At 60.5% G+C, this 23,834-nt stretch carries 20 protein-coding genes; 4 read left to right on the top strand and 16 right to left on the bottom strand.

Annotated elements, in window-relative coordinates:
* Positions 1 to 49: 49 nt before the first annotated feature.
* From C4J87_RS06055 to C4J87_RS06025, 7 genes are all read right to left on the bottom strand, one after another.
* Entirely contained in the window at positions 50 to 1,060 is a 1,011-nt protein-coding gene (locus C4J87_RS06055; protein WP_124366082.1) for a chemotaxis response regulator protein-glutamate methylesterase, read from the bottom strand.
* On the bottom strand, positions 1,057 to 3,324 hold the full coding sequence (locus C4J87_RS06050) for a hybrid sensor histidine kinase/response regulator (RefSeq protein ID WP_124366081.1): 2,268 nt from the start codon (positions 3,322 to 3,324) through the stop codon (positions 1,057 to 1,059). The genes C4J87_RS06055 and C4J87_RS06050 overlap by 4 nt, the downstream gene beginning before the upstream one ends.
* Entirely contained in the window at positions 3,321 to 4,022 is a 702-nt protein-coding gene (locus C4J87_RS06045) for a chemotaxis protein CheW (protein ID WP_124366080.1), read from the bottom strand. The genes C4J87_RS06050 and C4J87_RS06045 overlap by 4 nt, the downstream gene beginning before the upstream one ends.
* Positions 4,019 to 5,278 (bottom strand): protein-glutamate O-methyltransferase CheR, encoded by a 1,260-nt coding sequence (locus tag C4J87_RS06040; protein WP_124366079.1) that lies wholly within the window; start codon positions 5,276 to 5,278, stop codon positions 4,019 to 4,021. Before C4J87_RS06040 ends, C4J87_RS06045 begins: the two co-directional genes overlap by 4 nt.
* Positions 5,275 to 5,787 (bottom strand): chemotaxis protein CheW, encoded by a 513-nt coding sequence (locus tag C4J87_RS06035; protein ID WP_124366078.1) that lies wholly within the window; start codon positions 5,785 to 5,787, stop codon positions 5,275 to 5,277. Before C4J87_RS06035 ends, C4J87_RS06040 begins: the two co-directional genes overlap by 4 nt.
* Entirely contained in the window at positions 5,787 to 7,409 is a 1,623-nt protein-coding gene (locus tag C4J87_RS06030) for a methyl-accepting chemotaxis protein (RefSeq protein ID WP_124366077.1), read from the bottom strand. Before C4J87_RS06030 ends, C4J87_RS06035 begins: the two co-directional genes overlap by 1 nt.
* 189 nt (positions 7,410 to 7,598) lie before the next feature.
* On the bottom strand, positions 7,599 to 8,306 hold the full coding sequence (locus C4J87_RS06025; RefSeq protein ID WP_124361565.1) for a tellurite resistance TerB family protein: 708 nt from the start codon (positions 8,304 to 8,306) through the stop codon (positions 7,599 to 7,601).
* Between the two features lie 302 nt (positions 8,307 to 8,608).
* Between C4J87_RS06025 and C4J87_RS06020 the strand changes: the two genes are divergently transcribed.
* Positions 8,609 to 10,234: a glucan biosynthesis protein D gene (locus tag C4J87_RS06020; RefSeq protein ID WP_124366076.1), complete on the top strand. Its 1,626-nt coding sequence runs from the start codon at positions 8,609 to 8,611 to the stop codon at positions 10,232 to 10,234.
* Positions 10,235 to 10,385: 151 nt separating this feature from the next.
* Here C4J87_RS06020 and C4J87_RS06015 read toward each other — a convergent pair whose 3' ends face one another.
* From C4J87_RS06015 to C4J87_RS06005, 3 genes are all read right to left on the bottom strand, one after another.
* Positions 10,386 to 10,571, bottom strand: a complete 186-nt coding sequence (locus tag C4J87_RS06015) for a hypothetical protein (protein ID WP_124366075.1) — start codon at positions 10,569 to 10,571, stop codon at positions 10,386 to 10,388.
* A gap of 221 nt (positions 10,572 to 10,792) precedes the next feature.
* The gene (locus tag C4J87_RS06010) at positions 10,793 to 11,899 is read right to left on the bottom strand and encodes an NADH:flavin oxidoreductase/NADH oxidase (RefSeq protein WP_124366074.1); all 1,107 of its coding nucleotides are present in this window, start codon (positions 11,897 to 11,899) and stop codon (positions 10,793 to 10,795) included.
* A gap of 150 nt (positions 11,900 to 12,049) precedes the next feature.
* Entirely contained in the window at positions 12,050 to 13,951 is a 1,902-nt protein-coding gene (locus C4J87_RS06005; protein WP_124366073.1) for a potassium transporter Kup, read from the bottom strand.
* Between the two features lie 682 nt (positions 13,952 to 14,633).
* Here C4J87_RS06005 and C4J87_RS06000 point away from each other — a divergent pair.
* The 3 genes from C4J87_RS06000 to C4J87_RS26320 all read left to right on the top strand — a co-directional run bounded on the left by C4J87_RS06000 (position 14,634) and on the right by C4J87_RS26320 (position 16,612).
* Positions 14,634 to 15,542 carry a hypothetical protein gene (locus tag C4J87_RS06000; RefSeq protein WP_124366072.1) on the top strand — a complete coding sequence of 303 codons (909 nt, stop codon included), beginning with the start codon at positions 14,634 to 14,636 and terminating at the stop codon, positions 15,540 to 15,542.
* 520 nt (positions 15,543 to 16,062) lie between these two features.
* Positions 16,063 to 16,302, top strand: a complete 240-nt coding sequence (locus C4J87_RS05995; RefSeq protein WP_256679981.1) for a hypothetical protein — start codon at positions 16,063 to 16,065, stop codon at positions 16,300 to 16,302.
* A 13-nt stretch (positions 16,303 to 16,315) separates the two neighbouring features.
* Complete coding sequence (locus C4J87_RS26320; RefSeq protein WP_124366071.1) at positions 16,316 to 16,612, top strand: hypothetical protein; 297 nt, start codon at positions 16,316 to 16,318, stop codon at positions 16,610 to 16,612.
* 817 nt (positions 16,613 to 17,429) lie between these two features.
* Here C4J87_RS26320 and C4J87_RS05985 read toward each other — a convergent pair.
* Genes C4J87_RS05985 through C4J87_RS05960 form a run of 6 tightly spaced genes read right to left on the bottom strand, consistent with a single transcriptional unit; the run spans position 17,430 to position 23,825 of the window.
* Positions 17,430 to 18,401: a hypothetical protein gene (locus C4J87_RS05985; RefSeq protein WP_124366070.1), complete on the bottom strand. Its 972-nt coding sequence runs from the start codon at positions 18,399 to 18,401 to the stop codon at positions 17,430 to 17,432.
* A complete protein-coding gene (locus tag C4J87_RS05980) occupies positions 18,374 to 19,078 on the bottom strand; it encodes a hypothetical protein (protein ID WP_124366069.1) in 705 nt (234 codons plus the stop codon). Before C4J87_RS05980 ends, C4J87_RS05985 begins: the two co-directional genes overlap by 28 nt.
* The gene (locus C4J87_RS05975) at positions 19,075 to 19,626 is read right to left on the bottom strand and encodes a DNA-binding protein (RefSeq protein WP_124366068.1); all 552 of its coding nucleotides are present in this window, start codon (positions 19,624 to 19,626) and stop codon (positions 19,075 to 19,077) included. Before C4J87_RS05975 ends, C4J87_RS05980 begins: the two co-directional genes overlap by 4 nt.
* Positions 19,623 to 20,546 (bottom strand): hypothetical protein, encoded by a 924-nt coding sequence (locus C4J87_RS05970; protein WP_124368940.1) that lies wholly within the window; start codon positions 20,544 to 20,546, stop codon positions 19,623 to 19,625. The genes C4J87_RS05975 and C4J87_RS05970 overlap by 4 nt, the downstream gene beginning before the upstream one ends.
* A 1-nt stretch (position 20,547) precedes the next feature.
* The gene (locus C4J87_RS05965) at positions 20,548 to 21,186 is read right to left on the bottom strand and encodes a hypothetical protein (RefSeq protein WP_124366067.1); all 639 of its coding nucleotides are present in this window, start codon (positions 21,184 to 21,186) and stop codon (positions 20,548 to 20,550) included.
* 2 nt (positions 21,187 to 21,188) lie between these two features.
* Positions 21,189 to 23,825 carry a phage tail protein gene (locus C4J87_RS05960; RefSeq protein WP_124366066.1) on the bottom strand — a complete coding sequence of 879 codons (2,637 nt, stop codon included), beginning with the start codon at positions 23,823 to 23,825 and terminating at the stop codon, positions 21,189 to 21,191.
* Between the last annotated feature and the right edge of the window lie 9 nt (positions 23,826 to 23,834).

Genomic DNA, 23,834 nt, shown 5'->3' with positions numbered 1-23,834 from the left:
CAGTCACCTGAATTACTGCCTGCAAACCAGCACAGCGGGAGATGTTCGATCATTTTGCAAAGACCTCCAGCAGTCGCGGCGCAATTCTGTCCAGTGGGCGAATTTCAACAGCGGCGTCAATCGCCGCTGCCGCTTTGGGCATGCCATACACCGCCGAACTGTTCTGGTCCTGGGCGATGGTCAAATATCCTTGTTCTCGCATCAACTTGAGGCCCTGGGCCCCGTCGCGCCCCATGCCGGTCAGCAGTACGCCGACGGCGTCACCGTTCCAATGGCTGGCGACACTTTCAAAAAACACATCGATGGAAGGCCGGTAAATTTCGTTCACCGGCTCTGCGGTATAGGCTAGCGTGCCATTTTTCAACAAGCGAATATGGTGGTTGGTACCGGCCAGCAAGACCACCCCGCTTTGGGGCGGCTCCCCTTCACGGGCCAGGCGCACCGGCAGGCCGGACGCACTGCTCAACCACTCGGCCATTCCGGCGGCGAACACCTGATCCACATGCTGCACCAGCACGATCGCGGCAGGAAAGTCACGCGGCAACCCCTTGAGCAGTACTTCCAGGGCTGCGGGGCCACCCGCCGACGAACCAATGGCCACCAGGCTTTGGCGCTTGCCGGTGCTGCGCTGCGGCGCGGTTTCAGCGCGCACACGGCTGCCGCGCTGGCCGATCAGCCAGCCAATATTGAGGATCTTGCGCAACAACGGCGCCGCCGCATCCTTGGGGTTGCCCACCCCCAGCGCTGGCGTGTCCACCACATCCAACGCGCCGTGGCCCATGGCTTCAAAGACCCGGCTGACATTGGCCTGGCGGTCCACGGTGACGATCACGATCGGGCATGGCGTGTCGGCCATGATCTGACGGGTCGCTTCCACGCCGTCCATCACCGGCATGATCAAGTCCATCAGGATCAAATCCGGGATCACCTCAGCGCAACGCTGCACCGCTTCCAGGCCATTGCTGGCGACCCACACCACTTCATGGGCGGGCTCGAAACTCAAGGCGCGACGCAACGCCTCGACGGCCAGCGGCATGTCATTGACGATTGCAATCCTCATGCCCGGGCGCCTCCAATCAATTCAACCACGGCGTCGAGCAGGGCGTCGTCGTGGAAGCTGGCTTTGGCTAAATAATAGTCGGCGCCGGCGTCGAGGCCACGGCGTCGGTCTTCTTCGCGGTCCTTGTAGGAAACCACCATCACCGGCAACGATTGCAGGCGACTGTCACGGCGCAAGAGTGTGACCAATTCAATACCGTCCATGCGTGGCATATCAATATCTGTGATAAGCAGGTCGAAATCCTCGGAGCGCAATGCGTTCCAGCCATCCATGCCATCGACCGCAACGGCCACTTCATAACCGCGATTGAGTAATAACTTGCGTTGCAGCTCACGCACAGTCAGCGAGTCGTCCACCACCAGCACGCGCTTGCGCGGCGCCTCGGTGGCCTGCTGGCTGCGCCTTGCGATGCGCTCCAGGCGGCCGGTGTTGAGCAACTTGTCCACCGAACGCAGCATGTCTTCCACGTCGACGATCAAGGCCACCGAGCCATCGTCGAGCAACGCGCCTGCGGAAATATCCTGGACCTTGCCCAGGCGAGCATCCAGCGGCAACACCACCAGGGTGCGCTCGCCGATGAAACGTTCCACGGCAATCCCATACACGGCATCGCGCTCGCGGATCACCACCACTTTCAAGGTTTCCGAAGGGGTCTGCCCCGGTGGACGCTGCAACAGCTGAGTGGCGGCGACCAGGCCGACATGCCGGCCCTCGTGCCAGAAATGCTGGCGACCTTCCAGTTGCACAATGTCCTCGGGGGCCAGGTCGCACATGCGTTCGATGTGCGCCAGCGGGAAGGCATACGCCTCTTCGCCGACTTCCACCACCAGGCTGCGCACCACCGACAAGGTCAACGGCACCTCCAGATGAAAACGGCTGCCCTGCCCTGCCGCCTGCTCCAGCACCACCGCGCCGCGCAATTGACGCACCATATGCTGCACCGCATCCAGGCCCACGCCGCGACCGGAGACTTCGGTGACCTTGTCGCGCAAGCTGAACCCCGGCAGGAACAGGAACGTCAGCAGTTCCTCCTCGCTCAGGCGCAGCGCGGTTTCCACGGGGGACAGGTGCCGGTCGACAATGGTGCCGCGCAGGCGCTCAAGGTCGACGCCGTTACCGTCATCGCTCAACTCCAGCACCAGCAGCCCGGCTTGATGTGACGCGCGCAGGCGAATCAAGCCTTCCGCCGGCTTGCCCGCCAGCAGCCGCTGCTCGGGCATTTCGATGCCGTGATCGACAGCATTGCGCAATAAATGCGTCAGGGGCGCCTCAAGCTTTTCCAGCACGTCGCGGTCGACCTGGGTTTTTTCCCCTTCGATCTCGAGGCGCACTTGCTTGCCCAGGCTGCGACCGAGGTCGCGCACCATGCGCGCCTGCCCGGCCAGCACATCGGCAAACGGGCGCATGCGACAGGCCAGTGCGGTGTCGTAGAGCACCTGGGCCCGCTGGCCGGCCTGCCAGGCGTACTCGTCCAGTTCGGCATTTTTTTCCGCCAGCAGCGCCTGGGCTTCGCTCAACAAGCGGCGGGTATCGGCCAGGGCTTCCTGGGCCTCGAGGTTCAAATCGACGACCTTGAGGTGACCGTCCAGGACATCCAGGGCCCGCAGGCTGTTGCTTTGAATGCGTTTGAGGCGCTGCAGGCTGGCGAGGTAAGGCTTGAGTCGCTGGGTTTCCACCAGCGACTTGCTGGACAGGTCCAGCAGGCTGTTCAAGCGCTCGGCCGTGACCCGCAGCACGCGCTCGCCGCCTTCGGTCATAGGTTTGCTCTGACGCGGCGGCTCGCTCAGTACGGCAGGCGCAAGTTCCGGTTCCGGCGCTTCGATCACCGGCGCGGCAGCCGGCTCGGGTTTCGGCGCGACCAGGGCGCTGGATTGCGACGGGTCCAGCAAGCGCTCCATCAGCGCCACATAGGCTGCAATATCCGCAGGCCCGACGTCATTGCCCGGGGTGGCGATGCGCATCAGTAAATCCGTGCCCTGCAGCAACGCGTCGATATGTTCGGGCTGCAGGTACAAGCGGCCTTCCTGTGCGCTGACCAGGCAATCTTCCATGACATGGGCCACGCTGACGCCAGCCTCCACGCCGACAATCCGCGCCGCGCCCTTGAGCGAATGCGCGGCGCGCATGCAGGCCTCGAGCTGGTCGGCCTGGGTTGGGTTGCGCTCCAGGGCCAGCAGGCCTGCGCTGAGCACTTGGGTTTGCGCATCGGCTTCCAGGCTGAACAATTCCAACAGCGAAGCGTCGCGCATCTGGTCGGGGGTCATGCGAGGCTCCGGGTCACGGCGGACAGCAATTGGGCTTCGTCCAGCCAGCGCAGGCTGCGACCTTTCCACTGCACGACACCCTGAGTGAAGCGCGCGCTGGCCTGGGTGCCGGAGGCCGATGCGGCGTTCAAGGTGCGCTCATCGATGGAGTGGATGCCATCCACTTCATCCACCGGCACGACCACCGGGCCATCCTGCGCGGCAATAATCAACATGCGCGGCATGATGCGCCCGCCGGTGGCGCCGGTGCTGCTGCTGTCCAGGCCGAGCAATTCCACCAGCGACAAGCAGGCCACCAATGCCCCGCGCACGTTAGCCACGCCCAGCAAGGCCCGGGAACGCTGGTGAGGCAACGAGTGGATCGGTTGCAACGGCGCCACTTCCACCAGGCAACGGGTGGCAATGCCCAGCCATTCTTCGCCGAGGCGGAACATCAGCAAGGAGCGGGTGACCACCTGGTGGTCGAGCTCGCCAGCCGCCTGCGCAGGCCGGTCGTCCTGCTGCAGCGCATAGCGGTCGAGCAGGCGCGTGGCGGCGGCGGAATACACCGAGCAGTTGCGGCAATGGATGTGTTCTGCCAGCAAGGGGCAGGATTTGTCGCCATGAATGCCGATGCGGTTCCAGCAGTCATCAATGGCTTGGGTGTCGGCCAGGGTCAGGTCCAGGCCTGCGGTGCCGAGCGCGTCAGGGCTATTCATCGTTTGGACTCACTGTCAGCTCGCTCGCTACGCGCGGCGCGCGCCTGCAAACGGCGCGCCCCTGCACTGTCGCCCTGGGACTCGAGCAACGCGGCCAGGTGCATCAAGGCCTGCGGATGCTGCGGTTCCAGGTACAAGGCTTTGCGGTAATAACTCTGCGCCTCCACGGCGCTGCCGGCGACATCGCTGAGCAGGCCCAGCCAGTAGAACACGGCGGCGGCCGGCGGATGGCTGTTCAAATAACGTTCGCAGGCAGCACGGGCCTCGGCACTTTTGCCTTGATTGGCGAAGGTGGCGATCTGGTTGAGCATCTCGCCTGCCTCCGGGGGCGGCGCTTTGACCGGTGCCGCCTGGGTGCCGGCCGTGCTGAACGGGCGCGGCTTGAGCGCGATCGACGCCGGACTGCGCTGCGACGTGGGCGCCGGCATCGGTACAAACACCGGGGCGGGTGCGACCGGTTCCACATGCCGACTGAACGCAAAGGACTGCGGCACGCCAATCGAGCGCATGCCATGGCGCCCCAGCAGGGCACCTTCGGCCGGGCCGATAAACAGCACGCCGTCCACGTGGGTCAGCTCCTTGAGCACATCGAAGACTTGCTTCTGGGTGGGCTGGTCGAAGTAGATCAGCAGGTTGCGACAGAACACAAAGTCGTAGGTGGGCTCGTTGGCCAGCAGGGCCGGGTCGAGCAAGTTGCCGACTTGCAGGCGTACTTGTTCGCGAACCCGGTCGGCAATGCGATAGGCACCGCCGTCTTCAGTGAAGTGACGGTCGCGAAACTCAAGGTCGCCGCCGCGAAACGAGTTCTTGCCGTACACGCCGCGGCGCGCACGCTCCACCGACAGCGGGCTGACGTCCATGCCCTGGACTTTGAATTGGTGCGGTGCCAGGCCCGCGTCGAGCAGGGCCATGGCGATCGAATAGGGTTCTTCGCCGGTGGAGCATGGCAGGCTGAGAATGCGCAACGCGCGCATCTGCTTGATTTCGGCCAACCGTGCGTGGGCCAAGCGGGCCAAGGTGGCAAAGGACTCGGGGTAGCGGAAGAACCAGGTTTCGGGGACGATCACCGCTTCGATCAGCGCCTGCTGCTCATCATGGGAGCTGTGCAGGAGCTGCCAGTACGCTTCTGCTGTCTGCGCCTGGGACAACTGGCAACGCTGGCGCACCGCGCGCTCGATGATCGCCTCGCCCACCGAGGCGACGTCCAGGCCGATGCGTTCTTTAAGGAAGGCCCAGAAGCGCGGATCACTGCTCATAGGCTCAACTCGCTGGAAAACAGCAAGGTGCGCACGTCACCGGTCAACAGCTCGGCGACGCCAATCCATTGCATCAAGCCCAGCGCATCTTCGCGCACCGGCCCCAGGTAAGGCGCCTGGCGGTTATCCAGGCCATAGGGCTGGAATTCGGCGGGGTCGCAACGCAAGGTGTCGGTAGCCTGTTCCAGAATCAGCCCCAGCCAACGCGCTTCGCTCCAGGGCTGTGGCTGATAATTGACCAGCACCAGCCGCGTGCTGGTACGCGCTTGGGCCGCAACGCCGAACGTCAAGGCGCTCAGGTCGATGACCGGCACCAGCGCGCCGCGATGGGCAAAGATACCCGCCACCCACACCGGTGCATGAGCGATGGGTTTGAGCGGCAGGCGCGGCAGCACCTCGACCACTTCCGTCGCCTTGAGGGCAAAGCGTTCATTGCCGATGTGGAACACCAGGAACAACGCCTTTTTCGCTGCCGGGACGGCGCCGCGTTTAGCCGCGAGGTCGCTCATCAGACTTTGAAACGCGACACGCCGCTGCGCAGACCGACCGCAACCTGGCTCAGTTCATCGATGGCAAAACTGGCCTGGCGCAGGGACTCGACGGTCTGGCTGCTGGCATCGCCCAGTTGCACCAGCGCGTGGTTGATCTGCTCGGCGCCGGTGGCCTGGGCCTGCATGCCTTCATTGACCATCAGCACTCGCGGCGCGAGGGCCTGCACTTGATGGATGATTTGCGACAGTTGTTCCCCCACCTGCTGCACTTCGAACATGCCTCGGCGCACTTCCTCGGAGAACTTGTCCATGCCCATCACCCCGGCCGACACCGCCGACTGGATCTCACGCACCATCTGCTCGATGTCGTAAGTCGCGACGGCGGTCTGGTCAGCCAGGCGGCGTACTTCGGTGGCGACCACGGCAAAACCGCGCCCGTACTCACCGGCTTTCTCGGCCTCGATGGCGGCGTTGAGGGACAGCAGGTTGGTCTGGTCCGCCACTTTGACGATGGTCACTACCACCTGGTTGATGTTGCCGGCCTTTTCATTGAGGATCGCCAGCTTGGCATTGACCAGGTCGGCGGCGCCCATCACCGAGTGCATGGTTTCTTCCATGCGCGCCAGGCCCTGCTGACCGGAACCGGCGGCGACCGAGGCCTGGTCGGCGGCGGTGGACACTTCGATCATGGTGCGCACCAGGTCCTTGGAGGTCGCGGCGATTTCACGGGAGGTGGCGCCGATTTCAGTGGTGGTGGCGGCGGTTTCAGTGGCGGTCGCCTGCTGCTGCTTGGAGGTAGCGGCGATCTCGGTCACCGAGGTCGTGACCTGCACCGACGAGCGCTGTGCCTGGGAAACCAGAGCGGTCAGTTCGGTCATCATGTCGTTGAAGCCGGTTTCAACCACGTTGAACTCGTCCTTGCGCTCCAGATTCAGGCGCTTGCTCAGGTCGCCGGTGCGCATGGTTTCGAGGATATCGACGATGCGCTGCATCGGCGCCATGATTGCGCGCATCAACAGCAGGCCACACAGCGCAGCAGCAAGAATCGCCAGCAGCAGCGAGACGCCCATGCTGATTTTTGCGGCCTCGACGGCACTGTCGATGGCGTCGGTGGCGCCGTCGGCGACCTGTTTATTCGCGAGGATGATGTCATTGAGTTTCATGCGGCCGGCGACCCAGGCGGGCGTCAGTTGTTCGTTGAACAGCTTGAGTGCCTCGGCGGCGTTGTTGTTCTGCTGCGCCTCGAGCACCTTGGCGAGGGTCTGGTTGTAGCTCTGATGCAGCTTTTCGAAGGCATCGAACTCGTTGCGGTCCTGAGTGGAGCTGATGGTTTTCGTGTAATCGGCCATGTACTTTTCAAGGCGCGTTTCGAAAGACTTGTAGCCTTGCTTTTCGACCTCGGAAACGCCCTGGTTCTTGTGGATCCCCACCAACTCCTGGGTTTGCAGGTAGCTGTCGACCCAGGCGCTGCGAATCATCGAGCTTAAAAACACGCCAGGCACGGCGTCGTCCCGGACCAGGGTTTCGCTGGATTCGATTTTCAGCAGCCGCGAATACGAGAGCACGACCATCAGCAGCATGATCGCGATGATTACCGCAAAGCTCGCCAAAATCCGTTGGCGCAGGGTCCAGTTCTTCACAGTAATTCCTCGCAGGGCCATTCAAATGGAGGGGAGTATAGCTGAGCGCGGGCGTCTACTAATCAATGGTTTTAGGGGGTTTAGCAACAGTGCCAGTACTGGGCTGCGCCATTGCGGCAACTCAGCCAGACTCGATTTAATGTGGGAGAGGCTTGCTCTCTCCACACTTGAATGGATGCACGGCGCTGCTTATGTGTTGAGGCGTACCTGTTTCTCCAGCTCTGCCTTCAACCCCGGCTCAAGTTTCAGCTGGCGTGCCAGTTCGTCCAGGTAGGCCTTCTCCATGAAGTTTTCCTCGTCCACCAGCATCACGCTGGCGATGTACATTTCGGCGGCCATTTCCGGGGTGCTGGCGGCGCGGGCGACGTCGGCCGGGTCGAGGGGTTTGTTCAGCTCCGCGTGCAGCCAGGTTTGCAGCTCGCGGTCGTTGTCGAGTTTGGTGAACTCGCCTTCGATCAACGCGCGTTCACGCTCATCCACGTGGCCGTCGGCCTTGGCGGCGGCAACCAGCGCCTTGAGAATGCCCTGACTGTGCTGCTCGACCTGGGCCGGCGGCAGGCGGTCGATGGTCTGCGGCTCACCCTGGGGCGCGCTGGCCTGCTGCGCCTGCCAATTGCCATAGGCTTTGTAGGCGATGACCCCCAAGGCGGCCAGGCCTCCGTAGGTCAGGGCCTTGCCGCCGAATTTGCGGGCCTTTTTGTTGCCCAGCAGCAAGCCCATGGCGCCGGCCGCCAGTGCGCCACCGCCGGCGCCACCGAGCAAACTGCCGAGCCCGCCGCCGCCAAGCAGCCCACCGAGGGCGCCTTTGTCGGCTGATGGGCGCTGGCCGCCAGCCTTGTTCTGCAACATGTCCTGACCAGACTTGAGCAACTGATCGAGCAATCCACGGGTATTCATGCGTAGCCTCCAGACACTTGGGTTCGTAGGACCAATAGGCCCCCAGCGTAAAACTAAGTGCCAAAAAGCCCCGATCTAGAGTGCTTCCAGATGTAACGCTCACCCTGATATCAGAAATGTCTTGTTGCACAGCGGCGCCATCATCCCGCCATCAATGATTTTTCCTTCACCATCGAACCGCTTAAGCTATCCGGCGTCTGTTTATTGTCCGTTGCGTTTGGCCGAAGGCATGTCCGAACCGTTATTTCTGATCCGTTACGTGCCAGGAACGGCGCGGGATTCGCTCACGATAGGTTGTCTCTATGCACCGCAGGAATTTGCTCAAAGCGTCCATGGCCATTGCGGCCTACACCGGTTTGTCGGCCAGTGGCCTGTTGGCCGCGCAGGCCTGGGCCGGCAACCGTGCCGCCGATGGCAAGGCCGTTGCATTCGATTTTGAAACGCTCAAAGCCCAGGCCAAGCAGCTCGCTGGCAGCGCGTATAAAGATACTCGGCAGGTGCTGCCGCCCACCTTGGCGACCATGACGCCACAGAATTTCAACGCCATCGGCTATGACGCCAACCATTCGTTGTGGAAGGAACTGAAGGGGCAGCTGGACGTGCAGTTTTTCCACGTCGGCATGGGTTTCAAGACGCCGGTGCGCATGCATAGCGTCGACCCCAACACCCGCGAGGCCCGCGAAGTGCATTTCCGCCCTTCGCTGTTCAACTATGAAAAAACCACTGTCGACACTAAACAACTGACCGGCGATCTGGGTTTCTCCGGCTTCAAGCTGTTCAAGGCGCCGGAGCTGGACCGGCATGACGTGCTGTCGTTCCTCGGCGCCAGCTACTTCCGTGCAGTGGACTCCACCGGCCAGTACGGCCTGTCGGCGCGCGGCCTGGCGATTGACACCTATGCGAAAAAACGTGAGGAATTCCCTGACTTCACGCAGTTCTGGTTCGAAACCCCGGACAAGAACGCCACCCGCTTCGTGGTCTACGCCCTGCTCGATTCGCCCAGCGCTACCGGCGCCTACCGCTTCGATATCGACTGCCAGGCCAATCAAGTAGTGATGGCCATCGACGCGCATATCAACGCGCGCACCGCCATCGAACAGCTGGGGATTGCGCCCATGACCAGCATGTTCAGTTGCGGCACGCATGAGCGGCGGATGTGCGACACCATCCACCCGCAAATTCACGACTCGGACCGACTGGCCATGTGGCGTGGCAACGGCGAGTGGATCTGCCGCCCGCTGAACAACCCGGCCAAGCTGCAATTCAACGCATTCGCCGACACTAATCCCAAAGGTTTTGGCCTGGTCCAAACCGACCACGAATTCGCCAGTTACCAGGACACGGTGGACTGGTACAGCAAGCGCCCCAGCCTGTGGGTGGAACCCACCACCGCTTGGGGTGAGGGCTCGATCGACCTGTTGGAAATCCCGACCACTGGCGAAACCCTCGATAACATCGTGGCCTTCTGGACCCCGAAAAAGCCGGTGGCGGCCGGTGATTCGCTCAACTACGGCTACAAGCTTTACTGGAGCGCCCTGCCGCCGGTGAGCACACCGCTGGCCCAGGTCGACGCGACCCGTTCAGGTATGGGTGGGTTCACCGAAGGTTGGGCCCCGGGCGAGCATTACCCTGAGGTGTGGGCACGCCGCTTTGCCGTGGATTTCAAGGGCGGCGGCCTGGACCGTTTGCCACCCGGCACGGGCATCGAGCCGGTGGTCACCTGCTCCCACGGCGAGGTGAAAGACTTCAGCGTGTTGGTGCTCGATAACATCAAGGGCTATCGCATTCTGTTCGACTGGTACCCCACCAGCGACAGCGTGGAGCCGGTAGAGCTGCGCTTGTTTATCCGCACCCAGGACCGCACCTTGAGCGAAACCTGGCTGTATCAGTACTTCCCGCCCGCGCCGGACAAGCGCAAATACACCTGAACCATCTGTGGCGAGGGAGCTTGCTCCCGCTGGGCCGCGAAGCGGCCCCAAACGATGGGACTGCTGCGCAGTCCAGCGGGAGCAAGCTCCCTCGCCACAGGTACCGTGTTCGCCTTGCCTGAAGGGCGTCGTGGCGAGCCCGTTTCGTCATTCAGAACCGCGACACGGTTTTCATCGCCCCGATCAGATAGCGCATCGCTACCTGGTCGCTCTCGGTCAGGGCGCGATAATGCGCCAGCAATTCAACTTCATCCGAACTCAAACTGCGGCCACGCAAGGACATCCTGCGGGTCAGAAAAGATAACACCCCACCCGCTACACCATAGGACTTGGCCATGGACTACTTCTCCTGATATCGATCCAATACTCCTGCCTTAAGCTTAGAAAGAATCCAGTTACGTGTGGGATTTTTTTAGAGTATTAACTTAAATAATTAGATCGGTAATAAATACCTACAGTCGATTCCCATGCATTCGTCGCTTAAATCCGCCTTCTTCATATAGGCGGGCAAAAAAAACCCACCGGATCAGGGTGGGCTCTGTAGGCATACGCTAAGGATCAATCCCTGAGATCGGACTCATGAATCGGCTGGTCGCGGTGCGTCGCCCGCTGATATTGCGCCGGCCAGATCGCCTTGCGCCCGCCCAGGTCATCGTCGGCATGCAGCGGCCAGTACGGATCGCGCAACAATTCACGAGCGAGGAAGATGAGGTCGGCCTGGCAGGTGCGCAGGATGTGTTCGGCCTGGGCCGGTTCGGTGATCATGCCGACCGTGCCGGTAGCGATGCCCGACTCTTTGCGCACGCGCTCGGCAAAGCGCGTCTGGTAGCCGGGACCGGTGGGGATTTCGGCGTTGGCGGCGGTGCCGCCGGAGGACACGTCGATCAAGTCCACGCCCAGGTCTTTCAGGCGGCGCGCCAGTTCGACGGTTTCATCGGGGTTCCAGCCGTCCTCCACCCAGTCGGTGGCCGACACGCGCACAAACAGCGGCAAGTCCTGGGGCCACACGTCGCGCACCGCGCGGGTGACCTCCAGGACCAGGCGGATGCGGTTTTCGAACGAGCCGCCGTACTGGTCCTGACGCTGGTTGCTGATGGGCGACAGGAACTGATGCAGCAGGTAACCGTGGGCGGCATGGATCTCTACCACTTCGAAACCGGCAGTCAAGGCACGCTTGGCGGCGGCGACAAAATCGGCGATCACCTGCTGGATCTGCCCTTCGTCCAGCGGCGTGGGTTGGGTGTGCTGGGGGTCGAATGCGATGGGCGATGGGCCGACCGGCACCCAGCCACCGTCTGCTGGCTTGACGCTGCCATGCTTGCCGATCCAGGGCCGATACGTGCTGGCCTTGCGCCCGGCGTGCGCCAGCTGAATACCGGCCACCGCGCCTTGGGCCGCAATGAAGCGCGTAATGCGTTGCAAGGGTTCGATCTGTTCGTCTTTCCAGAGGCCCAGGTCCTGGGCGGTGATGCGGCCATCGGCGGTCACGGCGGTGGCTTCGGTAAAAATCAGCCCGGCGCCACCGACGGCGCGGCTGCCCAGGTGCACCAGATGCCAGTCGTTGGCCAGGCCATCCTCACTTGAGTACTGGCACATCGGTGAGACCGCGATGCGGTTCAACAGGGTGAGTTGACGCAGGGTGTAGGGTTCGAGCAGCTGACTCATGGCGCACCTCTTCGGGTTCTGTGGGCAAGCTCCAAGGCTCTCTTTCATGGTGCTTAGAGCCTAGTCGACAACGACGGATCGCACAGGGTTCAGAGGTAAACGGTTCAGAAGTAAACCGGGAGCCATTGCCGGCTCCCGCAGGGCAGCGCCTTACATTTCGACCTGGGTGCCCAGTTCGATCACCCGGTTGACCGGGAGTTTGAAGAAGCGCAGGTTGCCGTTGGCATTCTTCAGCATGAACGCGAATAACGCTTCGCGCCAACGCGCCATGCCCTTGATGCGCGAGGCGATCACGGTTTCACGGCTGAGGAAGTAGGTGGTGCGCATCGGGCTGAAATCCAGTTCATCCAGATGGCACAGCTTCAGCGCCTCGGGCACGTCCGGCTCATCGGTAAAGCCGAAGTGCAGGATCACCCGGAAGAACCCTTCGCCATAGGCGTCTACTTCGAAACGCCGCGTCGCAGGCACACGCGGGATGTCTTCGTAGACCACGGTCAGCAGCACCACCTGCTCGTGCAGCACCTGGTTATGCAGCAGGTTGTGCAACAGCGCGTGGGGCACGGCGTCAGGCCGCGCCGTGAGGAACACTGCCGTGCCCTGCACGCGATGGGGCGGCTGCACGCGGATACTGCTGATGAATATCGGCAGCGGCAGGCCGCCTTCGTCGAGGCGCTCGACGAGCAATTGCTTGCCGCGCTTCCAGGTGGTCATCAGCACGAACAGCACGATCCCGGCCAATACCGGGAAGGCGCCGCCCTGGATAATCTTCGGCACGTTGGCGGCAAAGTACAGCCCGTCCACCAACAGGCAGCAGAGCAACACCGGCACCGCCAGCACCGGCGGCCATTTCCACAGCAGCAGCATCACCGCAGACACCAGGATCGTGGTCATCAGCATGGTGCCGGTCACCGCTACGCCATAGGCCGACGCCAGCGCACCGGAAGACTCGAAGCCCAGCACCAGCAGGATCACGCCGACCATCAGCGACCAGTTCACCGCGCCGATATAGATCTGGCCCTGTTCGGCACTGGAGGTGTGTTGAATGTGCATGCGCGGGATATAGCCCAACTGGATCGCCTGGCGCGTCAACGAGAACGCACCGGAAATCACCGCCTGGGATGCAATCACCGTGGCCAGGGTCGACAGCACCACCAGCGGGACCAGCGCCCAGCTCGGCGCCAGCAGGTAGAACGGGTTGCGGGCCGCTTCCGGATCGCCCAGCAGTATGGCGCCCTGGCCGAAATAGTTGAGCACCAGCGCCGGCAGCACCAGGATGAACCAGGCGCGGGCGATGGGTTTGCGGCCGAAGTGGCCCATGTCGGCATACAGCGCTTCCGCCCCGGTCAGGGCCAGCACCACTGCGCCGAGGATGGCCACGCCAATTCCGGGATGCGCCTCGAAGAAGCGCACGGCCCACATCGGGTTCATGGCGCTGAGCACCTCAGGGTGCAGGGTGATGCCATACACGCCGAGGCCGCCAAGCACCAGGAACCAGGTCACCATCACCGGGCCGAACAGCTTGCCGATGCGGTCTGTGCCGTGTTTCTGGATCAGGAACAGCGCCACCAGTACCACCAGCGCGATAGGGACTACCCACCGTTCCAGGCCATCGAAAGCCAGTTCCAGGCCCTCGACGGCCGACAACACCGAAATCGCCGGGGTGATCATGCTGTCGCCGTAGAAAAGCGCTGCGCCGCACAAGCCGCACACCACCAGGAAACTGCGCAACTTCCTGCGCTCCCCCGCCGCCCGGCGTGCCAGGGCGGTCAGCGCCATGATGCCGCCCTCGCCCTGGTTATCGGCGCGCAGCACAAACAGCATGTACTTGATCGACACGACCCAGATCAGCGACCAGAAGATCAGCGCCAGGATCCCCAATACGCCGTCATGGTTGACCTGCACTCCATAACCGCCGTTGAACACCTCTTTAAGGGTGTAGAGCGGGCTGGTGCCGATATCGCCGTACACCACCCCAACCGCTGCCACCAGCATGCCAATCGGCTTGGCGTTTGAATGCTCGGCACCCGCTGCCTGACTACTTGCCTGACCCATCAACCACTCCTGCCCTTTGACCTGAGGTCTTTTATAAACAACGTGCCCAAACGGCCCCTAGCATGCGCTGTTTTACTTCACGTAACAGACGTTTTGTTGACCTTAGGATTTTACCTACGCGCAACGGCGCGAAGCATAGCGCAGCACTCGTCGCATTTCCCTGCATAAAGCTGGTCAAGTGCGTGGCCCGCCGCTAGAATTGCGCACTTTTTGATCAGAGGCGTCACAAACGCCCGTGTACCGCCGTGTCGTGCCCGACTGGCGGCGTCATTCAATACCGAGGTTAGACATGTCCACCACCATCGCAAAAGCCAACCCCAAGGTCGGCTTTGTATCCCTGGGTTGTCCTAACGAAATTTCAACTATACAAATGATACCAGTGCTCCTAGGGAGCTTCCCAAGCTGATCACGATGGTTCAATTCCCTAAACCCGCTCCACTATTTTCAATACCTCCAGCGATATAGAGGTCGAGTCAAGCGATACTGGTGAGCGTTTCAGTGACAGCTACACAAAGCCCCGCCATATAAGAACTACAGCCCGTTTTTTAGCAGCATCACCAAAACTACCTTTCCCGGCGTATTGCTGGGAAAATATCAGTGCGCCATGAAATTTGGTTGGAGAACCTGTAAAGCAGAACCCGTAGAATGGGGACTACAGAAAATTCAACCAGGAAAGGACACCATGGCTCACCACCCGCTTCGGGAAAAGGTTATTGCGCAATTCGTCAAAGGATGGACTCGAGCACGCCCAGCGACGGCCATAGTAGCCGTGGAACGACTCACTGAGCTCTATGACAGATTCCGAGATGCGGGGTTGGCAGATCGTATATTTGAGCAACAGCTAACTTGTGGACAGTCTTCAACTTACGCTCAACGTGTGGGAGAGCTGCTTCTCGCTGACATGCTCTGGAATGACGGCTTCTTCCTGGAAAGCAAAAATGAAGGACCCGACTTCCTAGCTACGAAAGATGGGAAATCCGCCTGGATAGAGTTGCAAACACCTGAACCCGCTGGCATCCCAAAGGACTATCTTGCGGAGTCCTGCACGGGAAAGGTCAGAGCTGTTCCTCACGCAGCTATCAATCTCCGGTGGACTGCTGCTGTTGCGGAGAAAACGAAAAAGCTTCATGGATACCTTGAATCGGGGGTCGTGAAAGCTGACCAGCCATACATCATCGCAGTAAACACACATCTGCTAAATCCGTTTGCAATGACTGGCCTCTATGGTGTAAGCGGGAAACCCGTAGCCGTCGAGGTCTTGTTCAGCGTCGGTCCGATTCAAGTCCAGATAGATAGATTTTCAGGAGACATCGTCGAGCAATTTCACCAACACCGCCCCGTCCTTGATAAACCTGGTACCGAGAATAAAGTGCCATCGGACACGTTTCTCAATGAGCAAAACGCGTGCATCAGCGCGGTCCTAGGATTGGATCTCCTGGAGAATGTGATGATCAATGGCCAGCATCCGTCAGCCTTGGTCTACAACCCTCTTGCGGCGAACCCGATAACTCCACGCTGGATTGGGGCACAGGAGCACTGGCACTGCACGATTGGCTCTGAGGAGTATGTGGTTCAAAGGCTCGATCAATAGCGAAGTAGGCAATCAGCTATTCTGCAAAATGAAATCCATCGAACAAGCCACAGCCCCGTCCAGCTGTGGCTTGCAGGGAGATTCCACCCTTCTCTTACACAGCCAACAATCGTCGCAATAAGAACGTGCGCGTTTCTTAAAACACACCGAAATCCACGTTTCAAAAGTTTCCGCCCAATGAAACCGGGCACTCCAGCGTTAACGCTTCCGTGCGTGGCCTTTGCTTAACTGTGCAACCGCACTGCATTTCCTTTCCAAACTTTGCACTTTTTGAAATTGCAGATCGCCTGCAGAGCCTCCCGGCCCGCCTGGGCTGCAGGTTCGTTAGCACTACGCCCGGAATTGCAAAAAAAATGGACGCAAAGCCCGTCGGCGGGAGGGGGATAAGTGCTTTTTCATCCGTTTTTTTCTTCGCTGCGTAACTTCCGCACTTCATCCCTGCCCTTCGTCGGATCCACAGGCTGATGATCAAACGAAACCATATACTGTCTGCATATACAGTACTGTTTCGGATGTACCTATGACCATTGGCAACCTCTCCAAAGCGTGGACCGTCGAGACATGGATGTTATTCCTGCGGGATCAGTCAGCACTGCTCCAACATCCAGGTGCCCACCATAAAACCCTCTTGCTGCAGGCGCACGAGCTGTACAGAGCGCAGGTGATTGAGCGAGACGACCTATGCGATCTACTTGAGCTAGCCGACAGTGCTTTGGCTTATGCGGTAGAAACGCTTCTTGAAGAGTCAGGCAACGTTTGATCGAGAGGTGTCTATGCATATGCTGGTCACACCGATGCGGTGTAAGGGCGTGCCGCTGACCCCTCAGGAAAGGCGACGGTATCCGGCCATAATGGGAGACGTGCGCGTTAACGCGGAGGTCTCCGAAGAGTTGGGGCGCAACTCCAATGTAGCCACATTGCACAAAGGAATGCCGCTTGAGCCCAGCCCCCTGCCTCAGCTACTGGACGCGACTCTCTCGGGGATGGCTCCATCGGGGTTTGTTCTGAACGGTATTGAGTACATTGATGGCTGCGCCTATGCACAGTCCTGGTGGTGCCGACTTGGATAGTTTAAAAGGCGAGGGCCGATGGCCCTCGCTGTTCGTGGGTTAGAGTTGCTGAATGATTCGAAGCAAACGAACAACCCAATAGGCCGTTTGAAGCAAACGAATCAACTCTTCGGGAAATAGTTTTTTTATGACCGTTTTCATAGAGCAATCCTTTTCGGATCAGGGAGACCTACAGTTCAGTACAAGCAATCGCAGGATGTCCCACTCAACCAGCAACGAAGCGCAATCAATTTTTCACCGCAAACTAATTTGCAAACCCGATCGTAACTTATGTCGTATCTTACGTCGTTTGGTCGTTTGTATGAGCTTGACTGGTCCATCGCTGGGCCATACTCTCTGAAATTCCGGTATCAAAGATGTACAGCGTCGAGCGGTTAGGGCGACGATAGCACAAGTCTTCCTAACGGAAGCAACCTGTAAATCTGCACCTCAAGGCCCGCATACGCGGGCCTTTTTAATTTCTTGGCCCTTCCTCCTCTCCTCTAAAAGGCACTTAACCCGGTAACTACCGGGGTTTCCATTGGTGCACTCCGCAACAACGGTTTAGCGTGCGCTAAGCATGTCACATTGCATCAAATTAAAATTACCTGACGGACGGTCATAAATTTTCTTCTCGCATCGCCAACAGTTATGAAAATGCAATTAACGCAACATAGGAAAGTTGTATTTACGAATACAAAAGCGTTTCTTTAGACGCATGAACTTTAGATGTTGCGAAGCTTAGAAAGTAACTTTCACGCTTTCCAACGTATAAAGCGAAGGTTGAATCAACGTATCTTTCACCCGTATTTTCGCAGAGAACAATGTGATAACACCGCTAAAGCGTGATCGGTTTCACCGCCGTGGTTAGCGCCGAAACCTCCGCTGCATAGCGGGTGAACACCGAGGCATTACCTGGTGGTGGCGTCGGCCCGTGGGTGTGGGCAGATATTTGAACGTTCATCTGCTGGACCAGGTCGAGCAGATCGCACAACACCTGCAGCACATTGACCCCTTCCGATCCCAACCAAGACTTGGGCGCGACCAGTCGCTGACTGACCCCCGCCACACTCTTGCGCAGCCCCTCTATTCTTTCGTGCATATCCCCACCCACTGTGGCGTTGTGCTTTTGCCCCACCACTAGGTTCAAGTCCCGCCCGGTCGCCTGGTGCAAATCATCCACCGCCGCCAGGCTTGCAGATCCACCCGACAACAGCTTGAGCGCGCCCAGCGCCTCGATCGTCTTGATTCCACCCACTGACTCGGTGGAATGGTCATCCACCGTCCTGGTGTGATTCTGGAACGTCTCAGTGTTCCCCATCGCCTCGACTTCCCGCTCGATCGCCTTGTCCCGGATCTTGCCGTCGGTCTGGCGCAGCCAGTTGCCGTCAGCGTCAACACGCTGCTGACAGGCTTCGCTGTGCTGCCACACCTGGTCACCTTTCGGCACGCTGGGCATGCTCAGGCCGTGGGGCAGGATCGTTTGGATATAGGGCTTGTGCGGCAGGCCGTAGGCAAAACACACCACGACTTGGGTACCTTCCTCGGGGAAAGCATAGATCCCCATTTCCTCGCCACCAGTGGGCAGGGGCAGCGGCACGCCGGCCAGGATCGGCAGCTTGGTGTCTGGCTCGCCGTCCGGCCCCATGACCTCAATGTCGACCGCATAGCGCGGCCGGAAGTCATCACAGATGCCGGCGCCGGCCGGGGCATCGGCCACGGCGACAACCCGGGCAAAGCGTGGCAGGTGGTAACCGCCGGTGAGTTCGGGAAATTGTCGTTCTACGCTGCGGCGGATTGCGTCGTCCATCGGATGGCCATCTGGTTGTCGATGAGCGCCACACTGGTGATGCGCTCGCCGTGGTTGATTGTTGCACCTGGTCGCAACCCGGGAAGGGCCGCAATCATTGCGCTTTGATTACCCTGGTAGTCGTCGAATAGCTCGACCGGCAGCTGCAGCGCCGGGCGAACGCCAAAGAAGCTGTCGGACCAACTGCCCACGAACACCTCCCCATCACCCTGCTGTTGCCAGATGAAGTCGGGAATATTGAAAACCCGGGCCAGGCTGTCCATGGCTTGGTAACCAGCGGCCAGGCTGTAGAAGAAAGGCGCCTTGACGCCGGCATACGGCCGATCCGGAACGCGAAAGCGCAACCCGGTGTGCTGGCTGATGTCGACCAGGACGGCGCGCAGGTCGACGTGACGCAAGTTCAGCGGCAGCGGGTTGGCCAGGATCGCGGCCAGCTCGCGGCAGAACAGCACCTGCTGGGAGCTGCTGGCCGTGGTGGAGCGTTCGACGTAGCCAATGAAGTGTCGCTGCAGCGTGTTGCCGTTGTAGCCGATATCGAGCGTCACCAGCCCCTTGACCGAGCCTTTGGCTTGAATGGTTAATGTCGCCCGGCCGGGGCTTTTCGCGTCCAGCCGGACTTCGTTTTTGATCAGGACGTAAGGCACGCCGTTGATGGCCAACTCCTTGTGCAGCTTCATGTGTTAGCCCCGCCCAGCCAGCCATCCACTTTTTTCAACGTGGCTTCAAAACCGGTCAGTTCCTCCGGTCCGTTGCTGGAGTCGCCACCGGTGCCGCCGGCGCCACCCACTGCCCCGCCCGGGCCGGACTGCGCGGTGACCGCGTTGCCCGATCGCCGGCCTTCGACTTTTTCCGGGTTCGACAGTTTTTCAGTCAGGGTGAACTGGATCAGCCAGGCGCGTAGGTTGTCGTCTTCCCGGGCGCTCACGCCTTCGGTGAAGGTCACCTGACGCATGCCAAACGCGGCGGCGGTGTCGTTGACGATGCGGTAGGTCTTGAGCTGGCCACCGCCTTCGGTCGCTTCCACCAGGCGCATCAGGTCACGCAGTTGCACCTGATCAACAAAAGGAATCATCAGGCTGACGGTCAGGGTCTTGGGCTTGAACCCCTTGTGGCCCTTGTCGGTGTTGCTGGTCTGGCCTGACAGATCGTCGCTTTCGATGCGCAGGTTGCCCGTGACCTTGAGGTTTTTCCCGCGCACCTCTTGCCCATCCAGTAGCAGCGTCATAGGCCCACCAACTCACGAACGAAGCTCAAACCCTTCTCAGAACCCACCAGCAAGACACCGGCGCACAGCACCCACTCATGCCCTGGGGCGTCGCCCGCCAATAGCGCCTGGCGCAGCTCGGTGGCATTGCCTGGGCCGATCAGGCGGGCGCGCATGCTGCTGTCAGGGTTACCACCGGCGAGCAAGGCTTTCAGACCGGCCAGTTGCTGGTCACGGCCCTGCTGTTGAGCAGCCTTGCGGCTGGCCAACGCGGCAAGGTCGCCCATGGGCGAGCTGTCGGCCGCGTAGCTCTCCAGGACGGCGAGCTGGCCAGACATAGATTGCTGCGCGGCCTTGACCACGGTGCAACGCTCCAGAGGCAACGACTGCCAACGCGGCAAGGTGCCGGCGGCGGGAATCTCCCACTTTTCCGTTTCCAGCTTGGAAAGGTGCCGTGCGCGGCGTTCGGTTCGCACCAGGTCGGGCATCGGCAACAGCGCATTGAAGCGCGCCAGGCTCGCGGCCAACTGATCAAAGCGTGTGGCCAGGAACATCACGCACAGGGCGAACTGGGGACCATCGGGCCGGCCGGTGTCGCTCACGTCCACCAGTTTGCCGGCCAGCTGCTGCAGCAAGTTTGGCGCAGACAGGAAACGCTGGTAACCGCGGCCCTGCCCAATGCCACTTTGAAAAGGCGTCACCACCAAGCACGCCGGGGCCTCTCCCATCTGACCAGCGAGTGCCCCACGGCCTGCAGCGATCGCACCCTGGGCGGCACCACCCACCGGCCCGGGGCTGGTAGTAGTCTTGCCGTCGAGGTCCGCCAGGCGCTTGGCGGTGTTGGCCAGCTCACCGCCGGCCAAGCCCTGGGCGGCTGACAGCTGGCCCATCCATTCGGTGGCTTGGGCAGGCCAGCGCATCGTCACTGGCGACCAGGTCATGTCAGGCATTTGGCAGCACCAGGGCAGGCAGTTCAGCCACCAGCTCGGCGCCGGTCGGGGTCTTGCGCTTGCCCTGCTCGATGGCCGCCAACTGGTCGTAGCAGTAGGCCCAGCACAACGAGCGCCAGGTACGAAACGCTACGCCGTCAGCCTGAAACTTCGGCACTGCCGGTTCATCCGCATAACTGATGGCGTCCTTGAGGTCGGTATAACCCGCCGCCTTGGCAGTTTGATCCAGGAACAGTTGTACGCTGGTCACAAATCCTGCTTTTACCTGCTCCCACGTCAGCGGTGGCGGGTCCAGGGCGACCGGTCGGCCTTTGACGGCTTGAATGACTTTACCCTGCGCTTGGGCGGCAAATAGAGCCTGGTATTCAGCCTGGGTGATCTCCAGCAACTGCGCAGCTGGCGGCAGGTTGCAGCCAGCATTCGGCACCTCTATCAAAGGTGGTTTGGCCTTGGGGTCTTTAACCTTGATCATCGGAGCTTTATCCGTTGAGCCCTCTGGTGCCATCCAGTCAGGGTCCGGCACGCTGATCATGGGGTGTTTCCACTTCGGATCAGCGATAAGGGCGGTGCGCTCCCCATGGGCGCGGGTGTCGTAGAAGCCAGCTGTTGCGGCGTGAAAATAGATGCTCATGATTAGTAGCCAGTGGCCTCCCAGTAGATTTCATCGGGCGAGTTGAAAGGACCGGATATCACCGAGAACTGAGAGTTGCTGACGATCAGGGTGTTGGTACCGGTGGAAGTATCGGAATAAAAGACGCTTGTCCTGGATGCGACCAATGACGCGCAACGATTTGGGAACGCGATGGGAAAACTGCGGTGGGTCACAGTGTCTGAGGCCCCCAGTGTGAAGCCCCACTGTTTAATCAATCCGGTTTGCGCGCATTTCCACCAGCCGCTTGGTCCCAGTGACGCTGTGTTTTTTAATACCGCGCCGGGTACATCAGGTGTCGCCTGCGGCAAGTTAGTGAGCCCCGCTGCGCTACCGAAATAGGCACCTGCCACCGACAGGTTGCCGCCCTCAGTCAGGGTCATGGCGTTGTTGGTTAAACCAACATGAGTCACCACTTGTGCAGGTGTACTGGCTCCGCCGCCGGCGTAGGCTTCCATCGAAGCCAAATGCCGCTCATTCCACTTGGTAGCTCGCCAAACCATGTACGCGTAGCTATTGATGGAACAATCCACCTGCACCGCTGGCGACCTGCTGCGCCAATCTACAAACCCACCACCCAGCTGCGGAAAATCAAACCGTGCAGTGCCCGTCAGCGTGCCGCCTGCCAGCGGCAATTTAGAACCGTCGGCGATCGCAATGTTTTGGCTGCCATCAAACTCCACGCCATTGATCAGTCGAGGGGTGGCCAGTTTGTAAGCGCTGCCCGCATTGCCAGACACGGCAATGTTATAGGTGCCTGACAGACGCGCAGCCGGAACGGTGCCCAGGGCAAGCGCACCAGCGTTTAAGCCGCCCAGCGACCCACCGTCGCCGATGTACGAGCCCTTGATCGTGAGAGAGCCCGAACCATCGAAGGTAAATGCATTGTTGGCCCAACCTACGTGCATCACCACGGTGGGCTGAGATGTTGAAGAACCACCGGCGTAGACCTCCATGGCCGCCAGGTGGCGGTCCCCCCAGCACGTGCCCCGCCATACTTGGTAGGCCGCAGTGTTGGTGGGGCAAGTGATCTGCAAAGCCGCGCTGCGCTCCTTCCAGTCCACAAAGGAACCCGCCATTGCTGGGAAGTCAGCATAGAGCGAGCCGCTCAGTGTCCCGCCAGTCAGCGGTAGCTTTCCGTCGTCGGTGATTTGAATATCTTTTGAGCCGTCGAACAGCGTGTTGTTGATGCGCCGAGCAGATTCAAACCGGCTCGCCGTCTTGGCATTTCCGGTCACGCTGATGTCATATGTGCCAGTTAGGCGGCCCTTGGGTACCGTCCCGGTCGTAATCTCGCTCGCATTCAGGCTCTGCAGCAACGCCCCGCTGCCCTTGTAGCGGCCGAGTATCGCCAGATCACCGCTACCTTCGAACGTGAAGGCATTAAGTTTTGGATGGACATGTAGCACCACCGAGGGGATGGAATCTTTGGAGCCTCCGGAGTAAACATCCATCGCTGCTAGATCACGTTCCTCCCAGTTGGTGCCTTTCCAGATGGAATAGGCATATTGATTGACTGGGCAATCAATCTGCAGGGCCGGGGTTCTTTTCCACCAATCGACAAAGCCGCCACCCATTGCAGGGAAGTCAGCGCGGATGCCCCCAGCCATCGTGCCACCGGTGAGGGGCAACTTTGTGTTGTCCTCTACCGTCACGTCCGCCGAACCGTCAAATGCCACGCCGTTGATCTTGCGAGGATTGCTCAACTTGTCTGCATTGCCCGAACGCAGTTGCGGGTAATGACCGACCTGAGCGGCGAAATGGTCAACCAGCGGCCCATCTATTTCGGCAACTTTGCGTAGATCGGTGACCAGCCCAGAGCTTGCAATATGCCCCAACTGAATGCAGTAATTGCGCGTTCCAGCGGCGTCCGTGTAGTCGACCTGGTTAGGATCAAAAACCACCTTCCAGCTTGCCACCACATCGTTAAATTCCCGGCGCAACGACACGTGCAGCCACACCGGCGCTGGAGCGCTGGCCGGTGCGATCTGATAAGCACTCGTCAGCTCTAAGCGGATGCCTTCGATGTAGGCCAGTCCTGGTCTGAGCTGATACCAGGCCCCGACCTTCTCCACCTGCCAGCCGCTGCGGTAGAAGCACGCACGGCCAAACACGTCACGATTGCTCAACCGCTCGCGTTCATCAATTCCCTTGAGGCGCACGGTGAAGTCGTGCTGCCAGGTGCTGGCATCGATCGTGATACCGGTCAGCGCCTGGGCACCGTCGAACACCACCAGGATGTTGCGGGTGACGTTGTTGCCGATCTGCTGCGGCGGAATATTCTTGCGTTTCTGCTGCAGCGGGACATAGGCCACGGCCAAGAGGACATTCTCGGCAGTTTCCAGGCCGATCCAGTTCCAGTCAAAGTCCCCGATCTCGCTGCCCAGCATCGAGCTGTAGACCACCTGGTTCGGGTTTACGAAGCCGATGTTCTGTTGCGGAATCGTGTAGGTGTGGACGATCTGCGCCGCCGGCGGCTTTGGCGCGGCACGATTGACCGGGCCGTTCGGGTCCAGTCCGGGCACGTTGGCGAAGACGAAGCGCACGACATCGAGGCGCTGTTGTGCGCCCAGTTTTTGGGCGATCAGGCTTTCGCCTGCAAGGGTAATACTGGCTCCCACAAGAGGCTC

This window comes from Pseudomonas sp. R1-43-08 (genome assembly GCF_003852255.1).
In the GTDB taxonomy this organism is placed as follows: domain Bacteria; phylum Pseudomonadota; class Gammaproteobacteria; order Pseudomonadales; family Pseudomonadaceae; genus Aquipseudomonas.
The sequence above is the reverse complement of the archived record's forward strand: the minus strand, read 5'-3'. Positions and strand labels throughout refer to the sequence as shown.